20 protein-coding genes are annotated in these 20,723 nt (G+C 41.0%); 9 read left to right on the forward strand and 11 right to left on the reverse strand.

From position 1 onward, the window contains the following. A complete protein-coding gene (locus tag AAG747_RS26055; RefSeq protein WP_346824191.1) occupies window positions 1–720 on the reverse strand; it encodes a hypothetical protein in 720 nt (239 codons plus the stop codon). Between the two features lie 277 nt (window positions 721–997). On the opposite strand from AAG747_RS26055, the gene gap reads away from it, so the two are divergent. The 4 genes from gap to AAG747_RS26075 all read left to right on the forward strand — a co-directional run bounded on the left by gap (window position 998) and on the right by AAG747_RS26075 (window position 5,297). Then, complete coding sequence (gap, locus tag AAG747_RS26060; protein ID WP_346824192.1) at window positions 998–1,996, forward strand: type I glyceraldehyde-3-phosphate dehydrogenase; 999 nt, start codon at window positions 998–1,000, stop codon at window positions 1,994–1,996. 205 nt (window positions 1,997–2,201) lie between these two features. After that, window positions 2,202–3,608: a sodium-dependent transporter gene (locus AAG747_RS26065; RefSeq protein WP_346824193.1), complete on the forward strand. Its 1,407-nt coding sequence runs from the start codon at window positions 2,202–2,204 to the stop codon at window positions 3,606–3,608. A 446-nt stretch (window positions 3,609–4,054) separates the two neighbouring features. Beyond that, the gene (locus AAG747_RS26070) at window positions 4,055–4,618 is read left to right on the forward strand and encodes a DUF4136 domain-containing protein (RefSeq protein WP_346824194.1); all 564 of its coding nucleotides are present in this window, start codon (window positions 4,055–4,057) and stop codon (window positions 4,616–4,618) included. Window positions 4,619–5,045: 427 nt separating this feature from the next. Further along, the gene (locus AAG747_RS26075) at window positions 5,046–5,297 is read left to right on the forward strand and encodes a hypothetical protein (RefSeq protein ID WP_346824195.1); all 252 of its coding nucleotides are present in this window, start codon (window positions 5,046–5,048) and stop codon (window positions 5,295–5,297) included. 18 nt (window positions 5,298–5,315) lie between these two features. Here the strand turns inward: AAG747_RS26075 and AAG747_RS26080 are convergent, their stop codons facing one another. The 5 genes from AAG747_RS26080 to AAG747_RS26100 all read right to left on the reverse strand — a co-directional run bounded on the left by AAG747_RS26080 (window position 5,316) and on the right by AAG747_RS26100 (window position 9,052). Beyond that, on the reverse strand, window positions 5,316–6,245 hold the full coding sequence (locus AAG747_RS26080; protein ID WP_346824196.1) for a bifunctional riboflavin kinase/FAD synthetase: 930 nt from the start codon (window positions 6,243–6,245) through the stop codon (window positions 5,316–5,318). 7 nt (window positions 6,246–6,252) lie between these two features. Next, window positions 6,253–6,939, reverse strand: a complete 687-nt coding sequence (truB, locus tag AAG747_RS26085) for a tRNA pseudouridine(55) synthase TruB (RefSeq protein WP_346824197.1) — start codon at window positions 6,937–6,939, stop codon at window positions 6,253–6,255. A 67-nt stretch (window positions 6,940–7,006) separates the two neighbouring features. After that, window positions 7,007–7,801, reverse strand: a complete 795-nt coding sequence (locus tag AAG747_RS26090) for an undecaprenyl-diphosphate phosphatase (RefSeq protein ID WP_346824198.1) — start codon at window positions 7,799–7,801, stop codon at window positions 7,007–7,009. A 30-nt stretch (window positions 7,802–7,831) separates the two neighbouring features. Then, window positions 7,832–8,038, reverse strand: coding sequence for a DUF3098 domain-containing protein (locus tag AAG747_RS26095; protein WP_346824199.1), 207 nt, complete (start codon window positions 8,036–8,038; stop codon window positions 7,832–7,834). Window positions 8,039–8,152: 114 nt separating this feature from the next. Then, window positions 8,153–9,052 (reverse strand): cell division protein FtsX, encoded by a 900-nt coding sequence (locus tag AAG747_RS26100; RefSeq protein WP_346824200.1) that lies wholly within the window; start codon window positions 9,050–9,052, stop codon window positions 8,153–8,155. Window positions 9,053–9,693: 641 nt separating this feature from the next. Between AAG747_RS26100 and AAG747_RS26105 the strand changes: the two genes are divergently transcribed. Beyond that, entirely contained in the window at window positions 9,694–11,694 is a 2,001-nt protein-coding gene (locus AAG747_RS26105; RefSeq protein ID WP_346824201.1) for a glycosyltransferase, read from the forward strand. Between the two features lie 64 nt (window positions 11,695–11,758). Here the strand turns inward: AAG747_RS26105 and AAG747_RS26110 are convergent, their stop codons facing one another. After that, window positions 11,759–12,289, reverse strand: coding sequence for a hypothetical protein (locus tag AAG747_RS26110; protein WP_346824202.1), 531 nt, complete (start codon window positions 12,287–12,289; stop codon window positions 11,759–11,761). A gap of 226 nt (window positions 12,290–12,515) precedes the next feature. Here AAG747_RS26110 and AAG747_RS26115 point away from each other — a divergent pair, with 226 nt between their 5' ends. Next, window positions 12,516–13,409 (forward strand): endonuclease/exonuclease/phosphatase family protein, encoded by an 894-nt coding sequence (locus AAG747_RS26115; RefSeq protein ID WP_346824203.1) that lies wholly within the window; start codon window positions 12,516–12,518, stop codon window positions 13,407–13,409. Here the strand turns inward: AAG747_RS26115 and AAG747_RS26120 are convergent. The 3 genes from AAG747_RS26120 to fdhD form a co-directional block, all read right to left on the reverse strand. Next, window positions 13,398–15,716, reverse strand: a complete 2,319-nt coding sequence (locus AAG747_RS26120) for an FdhF/YdeP family oxidoreductase (RefSeq protein WP_346824204.1) — start codon at window positions 15,714–15,716, stop codon at window positions 13,398–13,400. The two genes, AAG747_RS26115 and AAG747_RS26120, sit on opposite strands and share 12 nt — an antisense overlap. 9 nt (window positions 15,717–15,725) lie before the next feature. After that, on the reverse strand, window positions 15,726–16,106 hold the full coding sequence (locus AAG747_RS26125; RefSeq protein WP_346824205.1) for a DUF7009 family protein: 381 nt from the start codon (window positions 16,104–16,106) through the stop codon (window positions 15,726–15,728). A gap of 339 nt (window positions 16,107–16,445) precedes the next feature. Further along, the gene (fdhD, locus tag AAG747_RS26130) at window positions 16,446–17,300 is read right to left on the reverse strand and encodes a formate dehydrogenase accessory sulfurtransferase FdhD (RefSeq protein ID WP_346824206.1); all 855 of its coding nucleotides are present in this window, start codon (window positions 17,298–17,300) and stop codon (window positions 16,446–16,448) included. Window positions 17,301–17,400: 100 nt separating this feature from the next. Between fdhD and AAG747_RS26135 the strand changes: the two genes are divergently transcribed. The 3 genes from AAG747_RS26135 to AAG747_RS26145 all read left to right on the forward strand — a co-directional run bounded on the left by AAG747_RS26135 (window position 17,401) and on the right by AAG747_RS26145 (window position 18,984). After that, entirely contained in the window at window positions 17,401–17,643 is a 243-nt protein-coding gene (locus AAG747_RS26135; protein WP_346824207.1) for a MoaD/ThiS family protein, read from the forward strand. 113 nt (window positions 17,644–17,756) lie between these two features. After that, complete coding sequence (locus AAG747_RS26140; RefSeq protein WP_346824208.1) at window positions 17,757–18,170, forward strand: molybdenum cofactor biosynthesis protein MoaE; 414 nt, start codon at window positions 17,757–17,759, stop codon at window positions 18,168–18,170. A gap of 40 nt (window positions 18,171–18,210) precedes the next feature. Continuing rightward, on the forward strand, window positions 18,211–18,984 hold the full coding sequence (locus AAG747_RS26145; protein ID WP_346824209.1) for an MOSC domain-containing protein: 774 nt from the start codon (window positions 18,211–18,213) through the stop codon (window positions 18,982–18,984). 556 nt (window positions 18,985–19,540) lie between these two features. Here the strand turns inward: AAG747_RS26145 and AAG747_RS26150 are convergent. Further along, a complete protein-coding gene (locus tag AAG747_RS26150; protein ID WP_346824210.1) occupies window positions 19,541–20,608 on the reverse strand; it encodes an SO2930 family diheme c-type cytochrome in 1,068 nt (355 codons plus the stop codon). Window positions 20,609–20,723 lie beyond the last annotated feature (115 nt).

The following is a 20,723-nucleotide window of genomic DNA, read 5'->3' on the forward strand; positions in this document are numbered from 1 at the left end:
CTAAGCTACCATCGCAGAGATATGTTTTACCAGGCTTTTGGATGCTATCGGCAACAGGGTTTCGTTGAAGGGGCAGGTTACCTTTGAATACACAAGGAACGTTGCCGGGTTCGGCAAATCCTTGAATTTTTTGATCAATTGCAGTTTGATCTTTTCGTAAGGGCTTCCCACTGATTTTTTGATGCTATCCAGATAGTTAATATGAATGTCCCGGTATTTTTCATGATGAGAAGCGTAAACCGAGATTTGATAACGAAAGATTTTCGTGAAAATGTCTTCTTGTACATGAAGAAACAAATATCCCTCGTCCATATACAAAGGGGTAATGCCGATATGCTCAATTTCCAATTGGGCTTCAATGTATCCATAAATCTCCCTGCCCTCTTCCAGTAGTTGTTTGAACCTTGGGAGAGCGTATTGTAAAATTTCTTCTATAACCTCCATCACGTCATCGTCTTGCACCATTTTGGTATAAGAGAGCTTGAGCTTCTGAAAATCAGCCCGGCTCAATGATTCCGGAAAATGCTCATAGAGTAAAGATTTCCGGTTTTTAATGTTTAATAAGTTCTGGTAGTGAAAGAGCAGATCCTTCAGAATAGGAAATAGTTTTTTGATGTTCAATTCCTTATTCGCCTCTTGCAAATATGCCAACAGGATGTATTTCTTGTATTCATAGTCAATGATTCCCTCCGTAAGCCAATTGAATTGCAGCTGTTTCATTTTCAAAGAGTGTTTGGTTTCTAATAGTAAAATGAGATTTAACCGGTTAAAATTCAACTTTTATACCCAGTAGCCTTACATTTAAGTTCCCTTGAGTGAATTTAATTTTAAATTCGATAATTATATAACCGGTTGATTTGTAAAAGGTTATACAGCGTAAATTCGCTGCGTTTTCTCCCCGGTCAGAATCCCCATTTCGCATAGCCATATTCTGAATTTTATTGTTATTTTTGCTTACGAATTTAGTTTATTGGTAAACCTCTAAAGCGAAATTACTATGTCTAAAACTAGAGTAGCTATTAACGGATTTGGCCGGATTGGTCGGCTTACGTTTAAAGCATTGTTGGAGAAGGAAAATGTGGAGGTGGTAGCATTGAATGACCTTACTGACCCTAAAACCCTTGCACACTTATTGAAGTACGATTCTGTTCACGGTAAATTTAACGGAACCGTAGAAGTGGACGGGGATACTATCATCGTAAACGGAAAAAACATTAAAATATATGCCCAAACGGATCCTGCTCAGCTTCCTTGGGGTGATTTGAATATAGATGTAGTGTTGGAGTCAACCGGCCGTTTTGTTGATTCGGAAGGTGCTGGAAAACACTTGACTGCCGGAGCGAAGAAAGTGGTAATCTCTGCTCCTGCCAAAGGTGGTGTGAAAACCGTAGTATTAGGTGTGAACGAGGAAGACCTGACCGGGGAAGAAAATATCGTATCAAACGCTTCTTGTACTACTAACTGCTTGGCGCCAATGGCGAAAGTATTGGACGAGAAATTTGGTATCGAAAAAGGGTACATTACTACTATCCACGCTTACACTTCTGATCAAAGGATCCAAGATGCTCCTCACAAAGACTTGAGAAGAGCTAGAGCGGCTGCGTATTCTATCGTTCCTACTTCAACCGGAGCGGCCAAAGCAGTAGGCTTGGTATTGCCTCACCTGGCAGGCAAATTGGATGGTAAAGCGATGCGCGTGCCAATTCCGGATGGTTCTTTGACTGACCTTACCGTAGTATTGAAAAAAGAAGCTACTGTTGAGGAAATCAATGCTGCTATGAAAGAAGCGGCTGAAGGTGCTATGAAAGGTATTTTGGAATACACTGAAGATCCGATCGTGTCTATTGACATCGTGGGTAATCCTCACTCTTGTATTTTCGATGCGGATTTGACTTCTGTAAACGGTACCTTGGCGAAAGTGGTTGGCTGGTACGACAACGAAGCCGGTTATTCTAACCGTGCCGCTGACTTGATCGAGAAGATTGCAAAGCAATAAGCATATTTAAAATATCCAGTATGAAAGGGCTCAATTTATGAGCCCTTTTTTTGTAATATTATGAGATAGAAGCCGGAAATTGCTTTAATGTTACCCATTTTTTGCGTATTCAACTAAGGAAAGATTGATAAGAACCAAAAGCTCCTTTATATTTAAGGGTTCAATCAATTAAAATGACTTAAAATACACTAACGAAGAGTACACTATGGCAACCAGAGGAGGTTTTTCAAGTAAATTTGGATTTATTGCAGCGGCAGCCGGATCGGCCGTGGGATTAGGTAACTTATGGGGGTTCCCATTTGAAGTCGCAGACGGGGGAGGGGCGGCTTTCGTCTTGATCTACCTTGTTTGTTGTTTTGTTTTATGTTTCCCCGTGATGGTTACAGAAATTGCCATAGGTAGAAAAACCGGATTAAACCCGGTGGGGGCATTCAAATCTTTAGGATATAAAAACTGGAATATAATAGGAAAGTTAGGCGTGCTCAGTGGCGTCTTGATCCTCTCTTATTACAATGTGGTAGCCGGTTGGGCATTTGGCTATTTTTTGGAATTGGTACAAGGGCGCTTTGAGATCGGTTCGGAATTCGGAACCTTTACTGCAAATTTTACTAAAGTAGGCTTGTATGCTATTTTGTTTATGTTTGCCACGGCCTTTATCGTTTCCAAAGGCATCGCCAGCGGTATTGAAAAAGCTGCAAAAATATTAATGCCCAGTTTGATTATTTTGATACTGATGCTAGTGATATATGCCGTTACCTTAGAGCATGCCACCGAAGGGCTTCAATTCTATTTGATTCCCGATTTCTCTAAAATTAACCTGGAAGTTGTTTACGATGCGTTAGGGCAAGCATTTTTCTCTCTCTCTTTAGGAATGGGAGCGTTGATCACGTACGGGAGTTATGTATCCAAAAATGACAATATCATTTCTTCTGCAGCACTGATCACCTTAGCCGATATTGGAATCGCATTTATTGCCGGATTGATGATGTTCCCTTTTGTAGCGTATTTGTTAAATGGAAATATGGACCAAATCCCTTCGGGAGCCGGGTTGATTTTCGTGACCTTGCCAGGAGTGTTTGAAACCTTAGGACCCAATTTGGGGGTCATTATCGGGGCGGCTTTCTTCTTATTGTTATCCTTTGCCGCTCTCACCTCTACCGTTTCTTTATTAGAGGTTCCCGTATCGTATTTGGTGGATGAGCATCAAATCAGAAGGAATCGCGCGGTATGGTTAGTGGCTTTAGGGATCTTTTTAGTGGGAATTCCATCGCTGTTGGCCAATGGGGGCAGTGATTTCTTCTCCCAGTTTATTACCTATTTTGGCGCTGAAAAAGCCGTGGACTTTATGAGCTTTCTGGGGCACCTGGCCAATGATACATTCCTTCCTCTGGGGGGATTGATGATCGTTTCTTTTGCAGCTTATATTTGGAAAAAGGAACAGTTGTACAATGAAATTGAAACGGGAAATAGTAATTTCAAAGGCTCCTTTATCGAAAAATACATTGGTTTTGCGATTACTTATATCTGTCCGGTCATTTTAGGGATGATTTTTATCTTAACCGTGTTGAACCGCTTCTTCGGCATAGACCTTCTCGGACAGTTTACCGCTTAAGCAACCCACCCGGTTATATTTTCGAATCCCCCTGTCTCACAATGAGGTTGGGGGATTTTTGTTTCCTACCGGAAAAGTAACCCGTTATGACGAAAGTTTGACTTCATAACAATGCAAAACTGTTAAAAAGACAGAGAGCAAAACCTTGCACTAAACTACTTGTTAGTACCCGAATATCCTCCCTTCCCATGCCACTGATCGCCTGTTGTAAGAGGTGAGTTATATACCTCTTTATAGTGAGTATTGAAATTGTATTATTCAAATACTAGGTATAGTATAGAAAGTAAATTTTAAGTAAAGGAATTATTAAACTTAAAAAAATATTGTTAACTTAAAACATATCCAGCCAAAAAATGATTATCCTATAACAATGCATACCAAAGTATTGTATTCGCTTTTAACTCCTATGGTCGTTTATTCTTTACTATATTATTTTAATATCGATTATGAAACTGTCAACTTCACTTTTCGCTCTATTGGCACTTGCCTTGGCAAGTTGTATGAATTATAATGAGTATTTAGTCGAGTCGGATTATAGTTACCAAGGAAAGTTTAAAAATTATCGCTCTTATAAGTTTATCAATCAAATTAGTGCCGTTCCTGATTCCAGCATTTATAATCCTATCATTGAAGATGCTATTGCCTACCGGATGAAACTACAAGGCTATCGAATGGACGATAGCAAGCCCAACCTACTGGTATCCTATAAGATTTTTTTCAACGATCTTGAATTCAGAGGATACAACCAACCTAAAATCGAATATTGGGTGAAAACGGAAAATGATGAAGAAGCTTATGATCCCATCGAATACGATTTGAAACGGGGAACATTGTTGATCTTATTTTTTGACCGCAAAAGAGAAAAAGTCGTTTGGCAAGGATATGCAAGTGGAGTATTTGGGAATAAATATTTTGACAACAATCGCTATTTAAAAAGAGCTGTTCGCTCCATCTTTGACCAGTACCAATTCTTAGCCGAAGGGTTTATGGTCGAAAGAAAAGGAAACTAAAATTCGTGTTCTCAGTAAAACTTCAATGCAATACACAAAACCTCCAATTGGGAAGGGATACTCCCAATTGGAGGTTTTGTAGTATACCCTCTATGCATATGCAAGCCCCTTCTTCATTTAAGCCGGCTATAAGAGTTGAGCCATTCTTGTTGTAATGCCATTGCATTAGGAAAATGCAATAAAATCAACTAAATAGTACATGGTGGGGGCTGTATTCCTACAGCTCCGTACTTCTTGTGACTTTAAAAAGAAAAGCCGGTTCCTTTTCCTATTGAAGAATTCTGTATCGTTTTTTTATAAAAGACAAGAAGAATTGATTTTATTCTTTCCAAAGATTTGTTAATTTTTATGTGTAAAAATTTGAAATTTAGCACATCCTGGATACCTTAGTAAAGTGAAAATTATTGTACCGTAAATACAATTTGGTATGCTTTCTATACTTCAATTCAAGGAGCTGTCGAAAGACGAAAAGCTAAAACAAATATTGGATAAAGGGATCGTATTGTGCAGTAGGAATTTTGCCAATAAAAAGGTTTTTCTTTATGCATTGGATAAGTTCTATGTGGAGATCTGGTTCAATCAGAATATGGATTCCATTGAGAATATCCTTCCTTTTACAACGACCAGATGCTTGAAGGCTTACCTTGACAAAATTGATATAACAGACGGGTTTCAGTAAACCTGTAAAGGCTCATGTTTAAGAATTTAACACGGTAAGTGTGTCTTCCTTGTCGCGGGCAATTTGATCGCGTAGCTCTTCCATGGAGTTAAATTTAAGCTCCTCTCTCAAATATTTTTTCAATAAGATTGTCAGATATTCTCCATAGATCTCTTGATCAAAATCAAAGAGGTTTACTTCAATCGTAGTGCTGAGGTTCTCTTTTAAGGTGGGCCGGTTGCCAATGTTTAGCATGCCCTGGTACGTTCCCCCCTGATATAAAACTTCTACCGCATAAATCCCGGTTCGGGGAATTAATTTAAATCGCTCTGAAATTTCCAGATTGGCCGTGGGATAACCCAGTTTCCTGCCGATTTTGTCACCATGCACCACTTTTCCACTCAAACTGTAATCATGCCCCAAATACTTATTGGCAATATCCACTTGGCCTTCTGCCAAGGCCTGACGTATTTTGGTGGAACTGACCGTGACTTCCTTGACTTCCTGGGGAGGAATTTCTTCTACTTCAAACCCAAAAGAAGTAGCATTTTGCCGGAGGTACTCAAAGCTCCCTTCCCTGTTTTTGCCAAATCGATGGTCATAGCCGATGACTAATTTTTTGGTTTTTAATTGATTGATAATGATTTTTTTGATAAAGTCAGTAGAGCTGAGTTGAGCAAACTCCGGAGAGAATTCTGCAATAACCAAGTGGTCGATGCCGTAACGCTCAAAAAGGGCAATTTTTTCCTCTAGGGTGGAGAGGAGTTTAAGGTCCGTTTGCTCCGGGAATAAAACAAGGCGTGGGTGAGGCCAAAAAGTGAGTACTATACTTTCCCCCCCTTCCTTCCGGGCAATCTCTTTCAAACGGGAAAGGATTTTTTGATGACCGATATGAATGCCGTCAAACGTTCCACTGGTGACAATGGATTTTCCTTCGTTACGAAAAGATTTGAGCTTATGGACCTTCATATGCGAATCAGTTAGATAAGGCGTTGGCTTCTTGGATGAAATCTTCCAGCTCCCAGGCCTCTTCAAGTTGAAATTCTCCGATACGGCTACGACATAAAGCCGACATATAGGCTCCCACACCCAGAGCTTCTCCGAAATCTCTCACTAAACTCCTTACATAAAAGCCTTTGCTGCATACAACTTTAAATGTAATCTCGGGAAGGGAAATATCGGTAATCTCAAACGATTTAATTTCTACTTTTTTGGCTTCTATTTTAAATTCTTCTCCTTTTCTGGCTAAGTCATAAGCGCGTTTTCCATTGACCTTGACCGCGGAAAATTTAGGAGGTATTTGTTCGATGACACCTTGGAATTTATCCGTATGGCTCCGGATTTCCTCCTCGGTGATATGAGAAATATCTTTCTCTTGATCCACTTCAGTTTCCAAATCAAAGGAAGGAGTGGTTTTACCGATAATCATAGAACCGGTATACTCCTTTTCCCAAGATTGAATCTCATTGATAGTTTTGGTCTTTTTTTGTGTGCACAATACGAGCAATCCTGTTGCCAATGGATCCAAAGTGCCGGCATGCCCAACCTTCTTGATTTTCAAAGTATTGCGGACTTTCTTTACGGCATCAAAAGACGTCCATCCGTAAGGTTTATTCAGTAGGATGACTGCCCCCTCTTCGTTTGATAAATTATTAAATTGCATAAGACCTTAAAAAATACTCAAAATTACCTGTCAACAACCCTGTTTTCAATATGCTTCAGGATGTATCTTATAGTGAAGCAATAATAGCAGACACTCCCACAATGAAACAATAAACGGCAAAATAAGCAAGTTTGCCTTGTTTTACCAATCGTATCATCAAGGTACATGCAAGAAGTCCGGTGATAAAGGCTGCAATAAAGCCGATAGCAAGGATAAAGCTGCTGACTTGCCCGCTTGCAACCGGAGTCTCCATATAATCTTTCACTTGTAATAAAGTAGCACCGATAATGGGGGGGAGCACCATCAAAAAGGAGAATCGCGCTGCCTTTTCACGAGAAACTCCGATCATTAATGAAGTGGAAATTGTTGCTCCTGAACGGGAAATACCCGGTAAGATGGCAATTGCCTGCGCCAACCCAATAATTAGTGACTGGCCAAAACCAACCTCCTTTCCTTGCTTTTTTTCCAGAAAGGTGGTTAACAATAGTAATACTCCGGTGATCAGTAACATAGAACCCACTAACATCACCCTGCCCTCAAAAAAGCTTTCGATTTGATCTTTAAAAAATACTCCGGCGATACCTACCGGTAGCATGGAAATGATAATTTTTAAGGCAAAGGCTGTGGATTCATTCCACTGAAAGGTAAAGATATCTTTGAGCAAGTCCAGAATATCTTTCCGGTATACAATGATGGTACTCAAAGCGGTGGCAGCATGTAGTACAATCGAGACCAATAAGTTCTCCTTGATATGAATGTCTAATAAAGCTTTGCCCAGTTCTATATGCCCGCTGCTGCTGACAGGCAAAAACTCAGTAAGCCCTTGGATGATGCCAAGGATTAATGCGTCAATCGTGCTCATGTAGTTGAGGATAATAGAAAAAGTCCGAAATTAACTTTTGGGTTTTTGTAAAATAGCAAAAAATTGTACCGCAAACCCTAATAACACAACCAAGGGGCCCAGTGTGATGCCCAAAAAACCAAAGCCGTGAGGTTCGCTATCGAGGGTCATAATGATAAAACCTAAGCCAAGAATGACCAGGCCGATTAACATGTATTTGTAATTTTCAGAACCGAAGGGTAATTTGTTATTTTCCATGATTTTTTCGTATCGTATGATGGCAAAAGTAGTCTTCACGCAGATCAAATTAAAACAACTGTTGAAAAAACTACTAGTTTTAAGATAGTTTAAGCTTTTTGATGTTTGGCCTTTTCAATACAAATCATCCAATTTCATTGTTAAATACCTGGATACGGCTCTAAATGCACTGGAAAATCCAATCAAAGCCCCCAATAGAATTAAGGCGGTAAAAATAGCCCCGATGATGGTCAAATTCGTAAGCTCCTGGAGTTCCGGGATTCTTTCAAAGGCCAGCCAAAGCATAGAACCTAATAGACAAGAGGCTAAAAAACCACTTAGTGCACCTTGAAAAGCTGCCCGTTTTAAAAAGGGCATTTTAATAAAAATCGAAGTGGCGCCTACCAGTTGCATACTGCGAATCAAAAACCTTTGTGAGAAAAGGGCAAGTTTGATTGCATTATCAATAAGGATGAAAACCGTTAAAAGTAGAATACATACGAATACACCAATGACGGTTCCGATATTCCGGATGTTGTTATTGATTTCTTCCACCAGGCTTTTCGTGTATACTACCTCAAATACTCCGGGAAGTTGTTCCAAATTTACCACTACCGATTGCATTTGATCCGTTTCAAAATATTGTTCTTCCAAATACACGATATAGGCATCCCGGAGGGGGTTATCCCCTAAAAAGCTGATAAAGTCTTCCCCTGAGTCCCTGATCATTTCACGGGCTGCTTCATCTTTGGACAAAAAGTGGACCCTGGGTACTCCATTCTTTTGGTCTATATATTCTTTTTCCTCTAGTTGTTGCTGTAGGTCTGCAACTTCCGTAGAGCTGAGGTCTTTGTTCAGGAACACCCGGATTTCTATGTTGTTGCGCATTTTTTCCGAAAGCTCCTTGGCATAAAAGGATAACAAACTAAACATGCCAATCATAAAAAGAGCTGCCGTAATGCTAAATAAGACATTGGAATAGGGGTAACTACCCAGTCTTTTTTTCTTCCTCTTATGTTTCTTTTGGGTTTGCATTCTATATCTTAAGTGAATTCTGAGGGCAACTTCAATTGACCGGTTATGATCTACTGTGTATGCCACAGTGAATACCAAGGTCAATGTAGTTGCAAAAAAATGCCCTTGGAGTTTTTACAACAGAGACCTGATACGAAGATAGAAACTGTTACATAACTCTGTCAAAAATATAAAAATCCTGTAATCACCCGGCTAAGATAAACATTTACCGACAAAACTTGGGAGTCATCGTATGGATTCATACCCTTTGAGAAACCTGGATTTTCGAATAAAGTAACAATCTGTACGCTAAACCGAATCGTTGCTTGGGTTTGAGAGCTTGAATTGCAAATAATTGTTAAGGTGTAAGTTTATTACATGGTAAAATTCATATTTAAAAAGTACAACTTATAAAGGGCTAGAGGCTGTGTTTTGTTTGATTTTACTCTGTTAATGCTTGTTTTATTGATATTTGTCGACTTTCTTGAATGCTTTATACTCTTGAATAAATTCAATTTTGTTAACAGGGTAGAGGTTTTTATGTATTGAAATATTACATACCTTTGATATAACTACTGACTGCAAACAAAACTCTGAGAACCAATCATTACACGAAATTACTCTAAGGCCAATTAATTTGGATTCACTCAAAATCCTCTATCATGAAAATTTCTATTGTCACGGTAGTCTACAACAATCAGGAAACCATTGCCGATGCAATACGTTCAGTCATCCGGCAAGACTATAAAAACATTGAATACATAGTGGTGGACGGGCAGTCCACAGATGGTACGGTAGAAGTGATCCGGCAATTTGAAGGGCAAATTCATCAATTTGTTTCGGAAAGGGATGAGGGCTTGTACGATGCCATCAATAAAGGTATCCGGATGGCTACCGGTGATGTGGTAGGTTTATTGCATTCGGACGATGTGTTTTATTCGCCCACTGTACTTTCCCAAATTGCAGAAGCCTTTCAGGATGAAAAAGTAGATTGTACTTATGGAGACCTGGAATATGTGGATCGTTCTAATCCCAACCAGGTGATTCGCAACTGGATTGCCGGGGAGTTTGTCAAGAAGTCCTTTGTTTTTGGGTGGATGCCACCCCACACTACTTTTTTTGCCAAGAAAAAATACTTCGAAGAACTGGGATATTACGATACCAATTTTAAAACGGCTGCGGATTACGAACTTATGTTGCGCTTCTTGTTCCAAAATGACCTGGAAGTAAAATATATCCCTTCCAAAGTGGTGAAAATGCGGGTTGGCGGCCAAAGTAACGGAACGTTAAAATACCGGATGCTTGCCAACAAAGAAGATGAAAGTGCCTGGGTGAAAAACCGCTTACAGCCTCGTTTTTATACTCGAATCTTAAAACCCTTGCGCAAAGTAGGGCAGTTTACCTTTTCCTATTTGAGCAATGCCTATTTGTTGCCCATATTGGCGATGTTATTGATCGTTGCCGGATCTTTAAATTCGGTTTATCCCGACCTTTTCGGAATACATTATAAAATAGGCTTGTCTTTTGCTACGGCTTGGGCGGTTTCTATGATGTCCATCCCGGTGATTGTACGGGTGGCGAGAATGAAACACCTGACCGATAACCCGAATGCCCGTAGTGCGCATAAAACTTCAACGCCTACACTCGGGGGGATTTCATTGTTTATTGCCTCCATTCTTGGTATTACCCTCTGGACGCCTTTTGAGGTGAACCATGGTTTCCAGTTTATCATCGCAGCCATCTTGATTCTCTTTTTTGTCGGACTGAAAGACGATATTTTACTGATTGCTCCCATGAAAAAGTTGGCTGCACAAATAGTGGCGTGCTTGTTAGTCATCCTGGGAGCAGACATCCGTATCGGAAGTATGTTTGGCATCCTGGGTGTGTTTGAGCTTTCCTATTGGGCTAGTGTGCTGTTTACGTTGTTTATCTATATAGTGATTATCAACTCCTACAACCTGATAGATGGGATTGACGGGCTAGCCGCAAGTATGGGAATTGTAGCAGCCTTGTCCTTTGGGGTTTGGTTTGCCTTGTCTGGCTATCACCCCTTGGCAATATTGGCTTTTACCCTTGCCGGGGCCTTGAGCGGTTTCTTAAAGTTTAACTTTTCCAAAAGCTCCAAAATCTTTTTGGGAGATACAGGGTCTTTATTACTCGGGTTTGTGATTAGCTTGTTGACCGTACGGTTTATCATGTACAATGAAGTTGCCAGTGGGCCTTTGCATGTTCAGAATGCACCCTTTATCGCCATTTCGTTTTTGATCATTCCATTATTTGATACTTTGCGGGTGTTTATGATCCGGTTGTCACAGAAGAAATCACCCTTTTACCCCGACCGCAACCATATACATCATTTGCTGATTGACCGGAATCCAAGTCATAAACGGGCAACCTTGTTTCTGGCGTTGACCAATCTGGTTTTCTGTCTGATATCTTATCAAATCTTTAAAAATGCCACACCTACGGCAACTTTAGTGATGTTGCCTCTCTTTTTCGGGCTATATGTCTTAATGTGTTATATCCTGAAAAATACCCAAGCAGGCATTTTTGAGAATTTTATCATGAAATACTTGCCCTTCCTGCATCCGGTATTCTGGAACAAGGGCTTTGATCAGGAAGAGAAGAAAGAATCTGCCTTTTTCCTTGCGGAGGAGAGTTGAATCCCTGTAAGGCACTCCTGAAATTCTAAAAAGAGCCTGGAAGTTTGCATTCCAGGCTCTTTGTTTATTTTTTCCATTTATTGAATAGGATATTTGCCATAATTCGGGGTTCCCAATAGGCAAATTCGGCAAACTCATGGAATGTGAGTTGCTGAACGTACTTACTTGCTATTTCATCATCCGCATCCAACTTCTTCGTTAATACCTCTTTACTAATAACGGTAAAGACCGGTTCAAAAACCGAAGCCAGTTCCTGATGGTTGATGAATTCATTGTCCGGCAAGCCTTCCTTTTCGCTTAGCTCTTCTGTCAGGGGCATTAAGCTTTGACTAATGGCTATGAATGGATAAAATTTGTTCACAAATACAAATAGCCCCTTATTTTCAGGGGTGAGGAATATTGCTTCGTGATACGAATGATTGTCCTCTAATTTTCTCCGGAGGAGGAATTTTAGTGTATAGTCTGTTTGTGCGTCTACAAGTTTGCAATGCTTCTCAAATTCACTCCAGTCTACTTTGGTAAAGATCTCTGCACCTTTGCTGAAAAAACCCGAAGCGTTAGGTGGAAATACCAAGTTATCATTTTCCCCAATCATAATTTTTTTCTTAGTTTACTAAATAACTCAGTAATAACGGTTAATTTCTATATTGGCTGAAACAGGGTTAACAAATAAAAGGAAGCGCTTGACAAAATCGGTTTTTGTGTGAATGCGCCAGAGAACCTCAATTCTTTTTGCTACCTCATCAACCTTACAATCGATTTTGAATTTAAGTGTGCAATTATCCTATTTATCTTTATAGCAAACAAGTATTCTTCTGTTTATGAAACGTGTACATCATATTACTACAAGTATTTTCTTATTGGTTTTTTGTGGTTTTAATATTTTACTACTGCATCCGGCTGTTTCCCAGACGAAAAAGAAATTAACCGTTGCTTTTTACAATACCCACCAACTTTACGATACGATTGACAATCCCAAGACAGACGATAATGCCTACTTGCCGCTTGGGCCTCAAGCCTGGACATTGGAAAAGTACCACCTGAAGCTGGAAAACATTGCCCGGAGTATAAAATCAATAGGGCATAAAGGACCTGATATTCTTGGTTTAAGTGAAGTGGAAAATAGCAAAGTCCTACGGGATTTATTACAGAAGCGCATATTAAAGAAAGCAAAATACCAAGCGGTTCATTTTGACTCTCCACACCCTAAGGGATTAGATGTGGTTTTGCTATATAAGAAAAAAGTATTGGAGGTGATTTCTCAAAGGGTTTTTCCTGTGTATTCGGAAGACGGCCGTTTGCAGGGGAGTGATATTTTATTGGTTTCAGGTAAAATCAAACAAGACGAATTTCATTTTATTATTTGGCATGTTGAGAATAATGAGAATACTTTATTTTTGGAAAAGGCAGGATTAAAGGTTTTAAAAGAAGTTTTACAAAACCTGCACCAACGAACCCCTAATGCCAAACTACTGGTGATGGGAGAGTTTGATAGCAATCCGTTGGAAGAGACTTTGGGAGAAGACAATTTCTTAACGAACCCCTTTCAACAAACGGAATCACCCTCTTCCGGTAAGATAATAGTCTCTCAGAACTTGGTTCGGGCTTCGGAAGGGTATTCTTATAAAAAAGACTCTGCGACTATACTGCCTGCTAAAACGGACAGCGAAGGCGGTGAACAGTGGCTGCCTGTATTCATACAATTAATCCGTTAACGCTGTTTTAATTTTGATCACAACCGATTTAGACGTAGGGGTATTGCTGATCTCGGCCGTACTGTTTACCGGGACTAATACATTGGCTTCCGGAAAGTAAGTGGCCACACATTGCTTGGGAATGGGGTAGGGTACCACGATAAATTTTCTGGCAATTCTTTCTTCGTTATCGTAATAAGAATATAGATCAACGATTTGTTCGGGGCTGAGTTGAGCGGATTTGATATCTTCCGGGTGCATTAAGATCACCCTCCGTTCATTGTAAATCCCCCTGTACCGGTCGTTTAATCCGTAAATCGTAGTGTTGTACTGATCATGACTGCGAATGGTCATCATTAAATACTCGTCTGCCAGAAGCCGGATAGACGAACACGAATTAATGGTGAACTGGGCTTTGCCATTAAGTGTATTGAATTTTCTGTCCCGGGCACAATTAGGTAAATAGAAACCGTTTTCTTGCCGTACTTTTTGATTGTAATGTTCAAAGCCTGGAATGACAGCTTCTATAGCATCCCGGATCGCATCATAATTATGAGTCATTTCGTCCCAATTAACGGATGTTTGATAACCCAAAGTAGCTTTGGCCAACCGGGCTACAATGGCAGGTTCGCTCAATAGCTGTGTGGAAGCCGGTTCTAAACGGCCTTGCGTTTTATGTACGATGCCCATGGAGTTTTCAACACTGACAAACTGGGGACCCGATTTTTGCATATCTTCTTCCGTGCGCCCCAGACAAGGCAAAATCAACGCTTCATTGCCATGTACCAAGTGGCTGCGATTGAGTTTGGTGGAAACATGTACCGTTAATTTACAATTTTGCAAAGCTTGTGCCGTGTATTCCGTGTCAGGGGTGGCTGACAGGAAATTGCCGCCCATGGCAAAGAAGACTTTGGCGCTTCCATTGTACATTGCTTTGATGGCCTCTACCGAATCAAAGCCGTGATGCTCAGGAGGAATAAAGTTGAAGTTTCTGCCCAGGCGCTCCAAAAATGCTTGACTAGGTTTTTCCCAGATACCCATTGTGCGATCTCCCTGTACGTTGCTATGCCCTCTTACCGGGCATGTACCGGCTCCGGGTTTGCCAATGCTGCCTTTCATCAAGAGGAGGTTGACAATTTCCCTGACATTGCCCACCGCATTTTTATGCTGTGTCAGTCCCATGGCCCAGCAGATAATGATGCGTTTTTTGGATGCCAGTAGCTCGCAAGCTTGCAGGATTTTGGCTTTTTCGATGCCTGTTTCCCGGATCAATTCGTCCAGGTCGTATTGTTTTAAGTCATTTGTAAAAGCCTCGAATCCTTCCGTATGTTGCTCGATAAATTCTTTATCCAACACGCTCCCGGGTGATTGCGCTTCTTTTTCCAACAGGATTTTGTTCATGGCTTTTAGCAATGCAACATCTCCATTAATTTTAATTTGCAAGAAAATATCAGTCAATAGCGTACCCTTGCCCAACATTTGAACCGGATCTTGCGGATGTTTAAAGTATTGAAAACCTGCTTCAGGCAAAGGGTTTACGATGATAACTTTGCAACCGTTTTTCTTGGCTTTTTGCAAAGCGGTAAGCATACGGGGGTGGTTGGTGCCGGGGTTTTGCCCCATAATCATAATCACTTCTGCCTTATAGAAGTCTTCTAAAGTAACCGAGCCTTTGCCGATACCTAAGGTTTGAGATAAACCGGAACCGCTGGACTCATGGCACATGTTGGAACAGTCCGGCAAATTATTGGTGCCAAATTGTCTTACAAACAGTTGGTATAGAAAAGCTGCTTCGTTGCTGGTGCGGCCGGATGTATAGAAAACCGCCTCGTCCGGCGAGTTCAATGAATTCAGATGCCGGGCAATCCATTGAAAGGCTTTTTCCCACGTAACCGGTTCATAATGTTCACTGCCTTCCCTTAATAGCATAGGCTCAGTCAGCCGGCCTTGTTTGCCCAACCAATAATCGGATTGTTGGGAAAGGTTGGTGATTGAGTATTTTTTGAAAAAGTCTGAGGTAACCCGTCTGATTGTGGCCTCTTCAGCCACTGCTTTAGCCCCGTTTTCACAGTATTCGCCCAATTTAGAACGTTTTTGAGGGTCGGGCCAGGCACAACCGGGGCAATCGAAGCCTTGTTGTTGATTAAGCTTAGTCAAAACACTTAGTCCTCTGAAGGGGTCCATTTCTTCGAGAATATGTTTTGCAGCGGATAAAATGGCAGGAATACCTGCCGCCATTTCTTTTGGTGGGGAAAGCTTTAAGCCCGTAAAATTAGCCGGGGGTTGGGCTTCTATTTTCTTTTTGGAAGGCCTTGATTGAGTGCTCATAATCGCATATTATTCTTGCTCTGCCAATGGGTTGGGGAAGTTGTCTTTTTCTTCTTCACTGGCTTGCTTGTGAAGGCATTGAAAGTCTTTCTCTATGCTAATGCTTAGTTCCCTTTTGCCGAATTGAATGGTATTGTATATGCCTGTTTGGTTGTTGTTGGCCCATTGCATTACCTGGTCCTTGGGGACAATAATTTTAACTTCGTTTTCAAGGAAAGAAGAAAGTACTTCATTGGCTCTTTCTTCGCTGACGACACTATAGATAAGGTCGGCTTCCGGATGAATTCCAAAGGGTACCCTTTCCGCTACCCGGCCGTTTTCTGACAGGTTTGCAACTTCCGATTTATTTAACCGGATTCTGAGTGAATTTCCTAAAAACCTGAGTTTCATGTTTGCTCTAATTTAATTCTATGAAAACTTAAAGGTCGTTTTTCTTCTTGTTTTATGTTGTTGTTGGTTCTGGTTGTCAAATGGCTTGGGATTACCCTTCAAACAAGAAGAAAGTTATTTTTATGTTATGGAAATGAATTAACCTTTTTCTTTTTCCTGAAAAATGTTTCAAAAAGGCTTCCTCTGTGTTATTTTTTTCAACAATAGCTTTGGTTATTCTTTTCAAAAAGTGCCTTGATGAGCCGATTTTGATTCCATTTTCGGTTAAAAACTATACGTTTAAACCACTTCTTTTCTAAAAACTAATCAAATTTATTCGTTTGCACAATGAATCGGCTGTTACTTTTTATTTGCAATTCTCCATTCTCCGGAATACACATTAAACTGTTGGTTTCTTAAAAAACCGACCAATGTGAGTCCAAATGCTTTTGCCGTATCTACAGCCAAACTGGAGGGAGCACCAATAGCACAGAAAACCGATACTCCTGCTTTGACAGCTTTTTGGATTAATTCAAACCCCGCTCTTCCACTTACCAACATCACCTGGGAATGTAACGGGAGTAAGTTTTTGTAAAGAGCAGCTCCTATCACTTTGTCCACGGAGTTATGACGGCCAATATCTTCCCTGGCAAATAATATATTGGCTTCCTTCTCAAAAAGTGCTGTGGCGTGTAGCCCTCCGGTATAGCCAAATACTTGTTGTGCTTCTTGTAACCGCTCAGGCAAAGAGAGCAATACTGCCGGGTTTATTTGTATGGTTTCTTTAGGAAGGGCAGGGCAAGCGGTCATTTGAATGGCTTCGATGGATGCTTTCCCGCAAATACCACAGCTCGAATTGGCCAGAAGGTTCCGTTTGAGTCTGTTTGTGTCGAAACAATGACCGGCTTGCAATTCAACCCTTACTATATTAGGGGAAATTTCATGGCTGTCTTCCGAAGTACAGTATTTAATTTGAAAAACCTGTTGATAGGAGTCGATAATACCCTCTGCCAATAGCAATCCTATAGCCAACTCAAAATCATGTCCGGGAGTGCGCATCGTAAGAGACAGTTGCATCACTTTGCGTTGATGCACAGGTCCATAGCCTAAACGGATTTCCAGAGGTTCTTCTACTGCCAGCAAGTCTGTGGTGCATTGTTTTTGTGTTGCTTGGTATTTTTGAATATCGACAGGTTGTACTATGGGTTGTGGCATAAGTTGCTTATAGGTTGAATTATGTTAATTTTGACTTATCCTTGGTAATTAAGAATACTCTCTTAAGTTTACCGATCATCAACTAAATGACGAAAATATAATGAATTCAAAGATCAAACTCTTTGGGATAGCCCGTGAAATTATTGGCTCCTCCGAATTGGAATGGGAAATCGCAGAAGCGTCTACTGTACAACAACTCTTGGATTCGTTAAAATCCAACTACCCCCAACTTGCGAACTTGAAATCCTTAGCTGTGGCGGTTAACAGTGTTTATGCAAAAGAAGGGGATAAGGTATCCTCCTCAGACGAAATTGCTTTGATTCCACCGGTAAGCGGGGGCTGATAGACCAACCGTTAACAGAGAATACGCCCCCTGTTCTGAACGGATAAGCAGTTGGTTACAAATGCTTAGAGTACGAAGTGAAATACCCTATTAAGAATTTAACGCTGAATACGATGATGTTTAAAATAGTAGACCAGCCTCTGAACCCTCAGGAAGTCATTGATTTGGTTGCCGGAGAGGAAGCAGGGGCTATTGATGTATTTATTGGGACAGTGCGTGGAAGTACGCAAACGAAAAAAGTTCTTCGCTTGGAGTACGAAGCCTATGATGCAATGGCTATCCGGGAGATGGAAATGTTGGCAGAAAAAGTCAAAGGTATTTGGCCTGTACATAAAATAGCGATTTATCACCGGAAAGGGGTGTTGCAAGTAGGGGATATTGCGGTTGTATTGGCAGTGTCTACCCCACATAGAAAGGAAGCTTTTGAAGCTTGTCAATATACCATTGACCGCTTGAAAGAGCGAGTGCCTATTTGGAAAAAAGAGGTGTTTGAGGATGGGGAAGAGTGGGTGGCAGCTCATCCATAAGGAGTGAATAGTTTGTTAGATGTAAAGGTTTTTGAAAATCATGATCGTAAAAAGTATTACCATATTTCCCGTGAAATCCCTTGATGGGATGAACGTAGACAGGGCAACACTAACTACCGGAGGGGGCTTTGAAAATGACAGGGAATTTGCTTTGTTTGATGAAAGGGGCAAAACTATCAATGGGAAACGCTTTCCGCGAATTCAACAAATCCGGACAGCATACGATTTGGCAAACCGTGAAATCACGTTAAGCCCGGAAGGGCAGACTGTACGTTTTCATTTAGACCGTGACCGTAGCCAAATGGAAGAATGGTTTGGGGATTTTCTGGGTGTACAAGTGCAAATCAAGCAAAATGCAGAAGGAGGGTTTCCTGATGACAGCGAGCGACCGGGACCAACCTTGGCAAGTCATGAAAGTTACGAAGAGGTAGTAAGTTGGTTTCCTCATATCGATCCGGCTACGATTATCAACCGTTTCCGGATGAATATAGAATTGCAAGGAGGGGGGAAGCCTTTTTGGGAAGATCAACTTTTTAAAAAGGACATGTCTGGTTGCCGTTTTTCGATTGGGGAAGTAATTCTGCGGGGAATCAAACCTTGTGCCCGCTGCCCGGTGCCCACTCGTGACCCGCTGACCGGTGAGGGGTATTCGGGTTTTCAAAAGGAATTTATGCATTTCCGGAAAAGCACTTTACCTGAATTTGTTTCTTTAGAGCAGTTTCCGCATTTCTATATGTTTGGTGTGAATACGAATACGGAAGAGAATCTAAAAGGAAAGGAGATTCGAGTAGGGGATGCGTTAACCTTGCTTTAAATACAACCTTTGTCTGGGTATCAAAAGCGTTAGAGGTTCTTAAGAAATGATTTTTGATTTAAATATGATTAAAGTCATATCCTATACAGTTGTGTGATCATCTTTTTCATGTCTTTCGGTGCGTACATTTGTGTATAGAAGTTTTTAAGGCAATTATATAGTTTGTTTTAGACCAGTTAATGATATTGCTTTTCACTTCATTTGATCTTGTATTTTAAATGGTATGTGAAGATCTTGACTACTATGGTAAAGACGTCTTGTTTATATGTTTAGATAGATAATTTAGGTGAAACAGGTCTCTTTGAAATGGATGGTTAAGATTCTAAAAAAGCAATTGAAAATTGTTAAAGCTAAACTTGTAGGTCAATACTTGTTAATTTAATGAGTAACGCTTTTGATCCGACTAAGGTAGCCCGGGAATATCCAGGCTACTTTTTTCATTTAGGGTGATTTGTGTTTTCTAATGCCCGCATGCTATCTCAAAAAATGAGAAAAACCCTTCGGAAAGTCAATTTTGAAGGGTTAAAATAGTCGGTTAGAAAAATCTAACGGGTATTTAGGGTTGAGGTTCCATACTTCTGATCCACTCTTCAATCAATTCCACTCCTTCCTTGTGAACCAAAGTCCGGCCCAGTTCGGGCATCATCACTCCGGGGTCATTGGAAGCAATCCGGTACATAAGAATGGATTCGTGGGGTTTTCCGGGAACAATGGTATAAAGGCGTCCTCCGGAGCCCCGTCCGGCAGCAACCGGGGTCTTGTTTACCCCCCAGGTCGTAGAGTCGGATTGGTGCCAGTTTAAAAACAGGCCGGATGTATTGGCCGGGCCATGGGCATTGTGACAGTGCGCACAATTGGCATCCAGCCAGGCGCGTGCCCGTAATCCCAAGGAGGCTTGACTGGGGTTGTCCCACACGGCCATTTGGGGGATTTGGTCCGGAGAAGGGAGACCCGCTAGCTTCCCTTGTGCTGCCCATTGTACAAGTTGGTTGGGTTTTTCATCTTCAAAAGGAGAGGGGCGGTTCAGTTGTCGCGCTGTAGGTCCGATAGGAATGATTTTATCGTCAAAGGCGTGGCATCCTTTGCACTGGTTCATGTTTGGAACCACATAATTGGTTTTCATCTTCTTTCCTTTCTCATTGATCCAGGTTACTGCTTGAATGTTCCCGGCCACGTCCAAGTAGGCTTCGGTTTGGGCTTCATTCCAAACATAGGGAAAGGCTACCCAACCCTCTTCTTGGTGCATCAGAATCCGGGTTTCAATCAATTGCCGTCCTTTATGTAGCTTGCGAAAATCTTTGGGGTAATAGAAGGTTTTGGCAATAATGGTTCCGACAGGGAAATCAAATGCCTGTTCGGGTTTGTATTGCATCGGGCTGCCATCCGGCAATTTTACTACCCGGAATTTATATGCATAATCCGTAAACAAGGGGCTGTTTAATTCATAAGCAAATACCCCTTGGGCCGGTTGTAATTCTGCAATATCTCCCTTGAAAAGGCCATAGTCAGAGAGCCTTGTGTTGGGGGCAAACGTTGGCTGGGCAGATTTGGATAATTGTATCCAGGAGCTGCCTAACATTACCATTGCGAATATTCCTATAAGAATATATAAGTGTTTTTGCATAATGTTTTTCTCAATCTAAATAGATCTTAGAGACAGTTTGAGGTTTTAGGTAGTGTGGTGTTCTCTCTAAGCTTCAAGAAAATGAATTCTAGTTGTGGAGTATTGTTTCTGTCAT

This window comes from Rapidithrix thailandica, assembly GCF_039710355.1.
GTDB classification, from domain to species: domain Bacteria; phylum Bacteroidota; class Bacteroidia; order Cytophagales; family Flammeovirgaceae; genus Rapidithrix; species Rapidithrix thailandica.